1 protein-coding gene is annotated in these 626 nt (G+C 42.5%); it reads left to right on the top strand.

Going from position 1 to position 626, the window contains the following annotated elements; genetic code table 11:
• Positions 1-626: IS30-like element ISLpl1 family transposase (locus tag FD44_RS10160; RefSeq protein WP_056973943.1), on the top strand; the 626-nt coding region annotated here is incomplete at both ends.

The following is a 626-nucleotide window of genomic DNA, read 5'->3' as shown; positions in this document are numbered from 1 at the left end:
CCAATATCCAAATGGGCGTTCGGCTGAACCGATCACCGTCAACAATTTCTTATGAATTATCGCGATGTCAACCTTATCAAGCTGAATTAGCACAAACAGATGCCGAATACAAGCGATCACGATGTGGTCGGAAAACTAAGCTGAGCGATGAGTTAAAGCAAAAAATTCTCAACCATTTACGTCTAAGCTGTTCACCAGGAATGATTGCTCACGAATTTAAACTAGCTACTAAATCTATTTATAATTGGCTAAATCAGGGGAGAATTAGTTTCTCCTTGAATGATCTACCTGAACATGGCGTACGCCAACGGCGTAACGTTGACCAACGATCCAAATATAATCAATCTTTGGGGCGATCAATTGAACAGCGTCCCATGATGATTAATCAACGTAATCGCATCGGCGATTTTGAACTAGATACAGTCGTTGGTCCTCGTGGGCATAGTAAGGCAGTTTTATTAACTTTAATCGATCGCAAATCACGGTTCCTTTGGGCCTACCGGTTAAAAGATCGGACGACAGCGACTGTTAATGAAGCACTAACTAAGTTCCTAACCACTTTTAATGGTCCGGTGCACAGCTTTACTGTGGACCGTGGCACTGAGTTTAGTGGGCTAGTATCACTT

The sequence above is a fragment of the Secundilactobacillus malefermentans DSM 5705 = KCTC 3548 genome (assembly GCF_001436395.1).
GTDB classification, from domain to species: domain Bacteria; phylum Bacillota; class Bacilli; order Lactobacillales; family Lactobacillaceae; genus Secundilactobacillus; species Secundilactobacillus malefermentans.
This window is presented reverse-complemented; position numbering and strand designations above follow the sequence as displayed.